Raw genomic sequence first — 4322 nt, forward strand, 5'->3', positions numbered from 1 at the left:
GCTACCGCCCAAACCAGCACTTGCATGCCCAGCCAGGCGAACACGCCAGCCAGGATATCGTCGAGCATGATGCCGACACCGCCGTGCACATGGCGGTCGATCCAGCGGATCGGCCAAGGCTTGAGGATGTCGAAGAAGCGGAACATCAGGAACCCTGCGAGCAACCACTGCCAACCTTCGGGCACCAGCCACAAGGTGATCCACATGCCGACCATCTCGTCCCAGACGATGCCTTCATGATCGTGCACGCGCAGGTCGTTCGCCACCTTGCCGCACAGCCAGAAGCCGAACAGCATGGTGATTCCCAGCAGCAGCCAGTAGCCCCAGTCCGGCAGCATCTGCCACAGCGGGATGAACGGCAGCGCCACCAGCGAGCCCCAGGTGCCCGGCGCCTTGGGCAAGGTACCTGAGCCGAAGCCGAACGCGATGAAGTGCCATGGATTGCGCCAGACCGAAGGCGGAACGAACTCCGCAGGCACCTGATTGGGGTGGTCGGTCACGGTGTCTCCCTGAAATGTTGATAGCCCCGTTGCGTGGGGGTGATGTCACGACCCTGGCGATCACGCAGCGTGACGCCCTGCCCGTCCAGGACGCGGCCGATGACATGGACATGGATGAACCCCGGCAGCTGCAATGCCTGGTGTTGCGCGGCGGGGATGGTGAAGGCCAGCACGTAGTCGTCGCCGCCGGTGAGCGCCGCGTGCACGGCAGCGTCACGCCCGAGGAAAGCCTCCAGTTCGGTAGATACCGGAACCTGATGCTGGTTCACTTCGAGGGCGACGCCCGAGGCCCGGGCGATATGACCGCAGTCGGCAAGCAGGCCGTCGGAAACGTCCAGCGCCGCCGTGGCCTGGCCACGCAGCAGCTGGCCCAAGGTGAGCTGCGGCATCGGCGACCAGTACTGCGCAAGCAGCGCCTGGGCCTGTTCAACCGGCGCCTGGCGCTCGCCCAACACCAGCGGCAAGGCCCCTGCGGCGTTGCCCAGGTTGCCGCCGACACACAGCAGATCGCCCGGCCTGGCACCATCACGGCGCAAGGCCTGCCCGGCCGGAACCCGGCCAAACACGGTGACGGTGATGCTCAGCGGGCCGCGGGTGGTGTCGCCGCCGATCAGGCTCATGCGACAGCGGTGGGCCATGCGCTGTAGGCCTTGGGCATAGGCTTGCAGCCAATCCGCGCTGACCTCGGGCAAGGTCAGGGCCAGGGTGAAGCCGATGGCAGTCGCGCCCATGGCCGCCAGGTCGCTCGCGGCCACGGCCAACGAGCGCTGGCCGAGCAGCGAGGGGTCGCAGACTGCCGGGAAGTGCACACCTGCGACCAGCGTGTCGGTGGAGACTGCCAGCTGTTCGCCGGCCGGCAGCTCCAGCAGGGCGCAATCGTCACCGATCCCCAGGGCCACGCCGTCACCGCCCTGCGCACAAGGCGCGGCGGCAAAGAAGTGGCGGATCAGCTCGAACTCACCCATGGCTCGTCAGCGCCGCGATCAGCGCTTGTTGGCCTTGACTTCAGCTTCGCGCAGGTTGGGCGCGAGCTTGTCGAGCACACCGTTGACGAACTTGTGGCCATCGGTGGCACCGAAGACCTTGGCCAGCTCCACGCCTTCGTTGATCACCACGCGGTACGGTACGTCGACGCGCTTGATGAACTCCCAGGTGGACAGACGCAGCACGGCCAGCTCGACCGGGTCGAGTTCGTCCAGTGCCAGGTCCAGGCAAGGGCTGAGTGCGCTGTCGATTTCGCCCTTGATTGCCGGAACCCCGTGGAGGATTTCGCGGAAATAGGCACCGTCGACATCGGAGAAATCGTTATCGACCCGGAACTGAGCCTCGATCTCGTTCAGCGAATGCTGCGCCATGTGCCACTGGTAGAGCGCTTGCGTGGCGAGCTTGCGGGCTTCGCGACGCTTGGCACTCTTGGAGGGCTTGCCGGCATCCGCAGGTTTTGGATCGCGCGGGTTGAAACGATCGCTGTCGTCGCTAATCACTTGGCCTCCAACTGCGCCAGCAGGCTGACCATTTCCAGGGCGGACAGGGCAGCTTCGGCACCTTTGTTACCGGCTTTGGTGCCGGAACGCTCGATGGCTTGCTCGATGGAGTCGACGGTCAGCACGCCGAAGGATACCGGAACGCCGAACTCCATGGACACCTGGGCCAGGCCCTTGGTGCATTCGCCCGCCACGTATTCGAAGTGCGGGGTACCGCCACGGATCACTGCACCCAAGGCGATGATCGCGCTGTAATCGCCTTGCTGGGCGACTTTCTGTGCCACCAGCGGGATCTCGAAGGCACCCGGGGCACGGATAATGGTGATGTCGCTTTCGCTGACGCCATGGCGAACCAGGGCATCGACGGCACCGCTCACCAGGCTTTCGACGACGAAGCTGTTGAAGCGGCCAACCACCAAAGCATAGCGACCTTTGGGGGCGATGAAGGTACCTTCGATGGTCTTCAGGGTCATTCCGGTATTCTCATATTAAAGAGCGAGGCCGCACCAGGCGGCCTTCGGGAGGGTTCGGACACGAGCGCCAGGACAATGCTGGCGCACCTTTGTCACTCGGAGGGCACGTATTCTACAACTTCCAGATCGAATCCGGATATCGCGTTGAACTTCATCGGCGAGCTCATCAGGCGCATCTTGCGCACACCGAGGTCGCGCAGGATCTGCGAACCGGCACCCACGGTGCTGTAGGTGCTCGGCACCTTGGCCTGCACATCGCCCGCGCTTTCGCGGATATGCGCCAGCAGCACATCGCCGTCCAGCGGGTGGCCCAGCAGCAGCACCACGCCGCTGCCGGCCTCGGCCACTGCGGCCATGGCCGCGCGCAGGCTCCAACGGCCCGGCTGCTTGACCAGCAGCAGGTCACGCAGCGGGTCCATGTTGTGCACACGCACCAGGGTCGGCTCTTCGGCGCAGATCTTGCCCAGCGTCAGCGCCATGTGCACGTCGCCTTCCACCGAGTCACGGTAGGTGACCAGGTTGAACTGGCCCAGCTCGCTTTCGACCGGCTGTTCGGAGACGCGCTGCACGGTGCGCTCGTGGATCATGCGGTAGTGGATCAGGTCGGCGATGGTGCCGATCTTGAGGTTGTGCTCGGCGGCGAACACTTCCAGCTCGGCGCGGCGCGACATGGTGCCGTCGTCGTTCATCACTTCGCAGATGACGCCACTCGGCTCGAAACCGGCCATGCGCGCCAGGTCGCAGGCCGCTTCGGTGTGGCCGGCGCGGGCCAGGGTGCCGCCTGGCTGGGCCATCAGCGGGAAGATGTGGCCCGGGCTGACGATGTCCTCGGCCTTGGCGTCCTTCGCAGCGGCAGCCTGCACGGTGCGGGCACGGTCGGCGGCGGAGATACCGGTGGTGACGCCCTCGGCGGCCTCGATCGACACGGTGAACTTGGTGCCGAAGCCGGAGCCGTTGCGCGGCGCCATCAGCGGCAGCTTGAGCGTTTCGCAGCGCTCGCGGGTCATCGGCATGCAGATCAGGCCACGGGCGTGCTTGGCCATGAAATTGATGTGCTCGGGCAGGCAGCACTCGGCCGCCATGATGATGTCGCCTTCGTTTTCGCGGTCTTCGTCATCCATGAGGATGACCATTTTGCCCTGGCGGATGTCTTCGACCAGTTCTTCGATGCTGTTGAGCGCCACGCGGCACCCCCTTCTCAATCAGGATTTCAAGAAGCCGTTGGCGGCCAGGAAGCTTTCGGTGATGCCACTGCCTTTGCTCGGCTCGGCGGCCTTGTCGCCCAGCAGCAGACGCTCCAGGTAACGGGCCAGCAGGTCGACCTCAAGGTTCACCCGACGACCTGCACGGTAGTCGGCCATGATGGTTTCGGACAGGGTGTGCGGGACGATGGTCAGCTCGAACTCAGCGCCATCGACCTCATTGACCGTCAGGCTGGTGCCATCGACGGTGATCGAGCCCTTGTGGGCGATGTACTTGGCCAGCTCTTTCGGGGCGCGTACGCGGAACTGGATGGCGCGGGCGTTATCGCTGCGCGAGACGATTTCGCCGACACCGTCGACATGGCCGCTGACCAGGTGGCCGCCCAGGCGGGTGGTGGGGGTCAGGGCCTTTTCGAGATTGACGCGGCTGCCGCTCTTGAGCTCGACCATCGCGGTGCGCTTGAGGGTCTCGACGCTGACGTCGGCCCAGAAGCCATCGCCTGGCAGTTCCACGGCGGTCAGGCACACGCCGTTGACCGCGATACTGTCGCCGAGCTTGACGTCGCCCAGGTCGAGCTTGCCGGTTTCGACGTAGACGCGCACGTCACCGCCCTTGGGGGTCATGCTGCGAATGGTGCCGATGGATTCGATGATGCCGGTGAA

Annotated in this window: 6 protein-coding genes; all 6 read right to left on the reverse strand. The window is 65.1% G+C overall.

Annotation, left to right across the window (positions count from 1 at the left end; translation table 11 throughout):
* Window positions 1–500, reverse strand: a 500-nt coding sequence (locus VA602_RS15880; RefSeq protein WP_054893602.1) for a phosphatidylglycerophosphatase A family protein, incomplete at its 3' end; no start/stop codon positions are given.
* Window positions 497–1465: a thiamine-phosphate kinase gene (gene thiL, locus VA602_RS15885; RefSeq protein WP_153774420.1), complete on the reverse strand. Its 969-nt coding sequence runs from the start codon at window positions 1463–1465 to the stop codon at window positions 497–499. The genes VA602_RS15880 and thiL, both read right to left, overlap by 4 nt.
* An 18-nt stretch (window positions 1466–1483) precedes the next feature.
* Window positions 1484–1984: a transcription antitermination factor NusB gene (gene nusB / locus VA602_RS15890; RefSeq protein ID WP_054893600.1), complete on the reverse strand. Its 501-nt coding sequence runs from the start codon at window positions 1982–1984 to the stop codon at window positions 1484–1486.
* A complete protein-coding gene (gene ribH / locus VA602_RS15895; protein ID WP_054893599.1) occupies window positions 1981–2457 on the reverse strand; it encodes a 6,7-dimethyl-8-ribityllumazine synthase in 477 nt (158 codons plus the stop codon). The genes nusB and ribH overlap by 4 nt, the downstream gene beginning before the upstream one ends.
* A gap of 92 nt (window positions 2458–2549) precedes the next feature.
* Window positions 2550–3641 (reverse strand): bifunctional 3,4-dihydroxy-2-butanone-4-phosphate synthase/GTP cyclohydrolase II, encoded by a 1092-nt coding sequence (gene ribBA / locus VA602_RS15900; RefSeq protein WP_054893598.1) that lies wholly within the window; start codon window positions 3639–3641, stop codon window positions 2550–2552.
* 18 nt (window positions 3642–3659) lie between these two features.
* The coding region (locus VA602_RS15905) for a riboflavin synthase (RefSeq protein WP_323453683.1) at window positions 3660–4322 on the reverse strand (663 nt) is incomplete at its 5' end.

Origin of the sequence: Pseudomonas machongensis (genome assembly GCF_034961125.1) — a bacterium.
Taxonomy (GTDB): Bacteria; Pseudomonadota; Gammaproteobacteria; order Pseudomonadales; family Pseudomonadaceae; genus Aquipseudomonas; species Aquipseudomonas machongensis.

Coding starts and splice junctions, on each gene's coding strand:
- thiL (WP_153774420.1), bottom strand. CDS start 1,465: ATGGGTGAGTTCGAGCTGATCCGCCACTTCTTTGCCGCCGCGCCTTGT.
- ribH (WP_054893599.1), bottom strand. CDS start 2,457: ATGACCCTGAAGACCATCGAAGGTACCTTCATCGCCCCCAAAGGTCGC.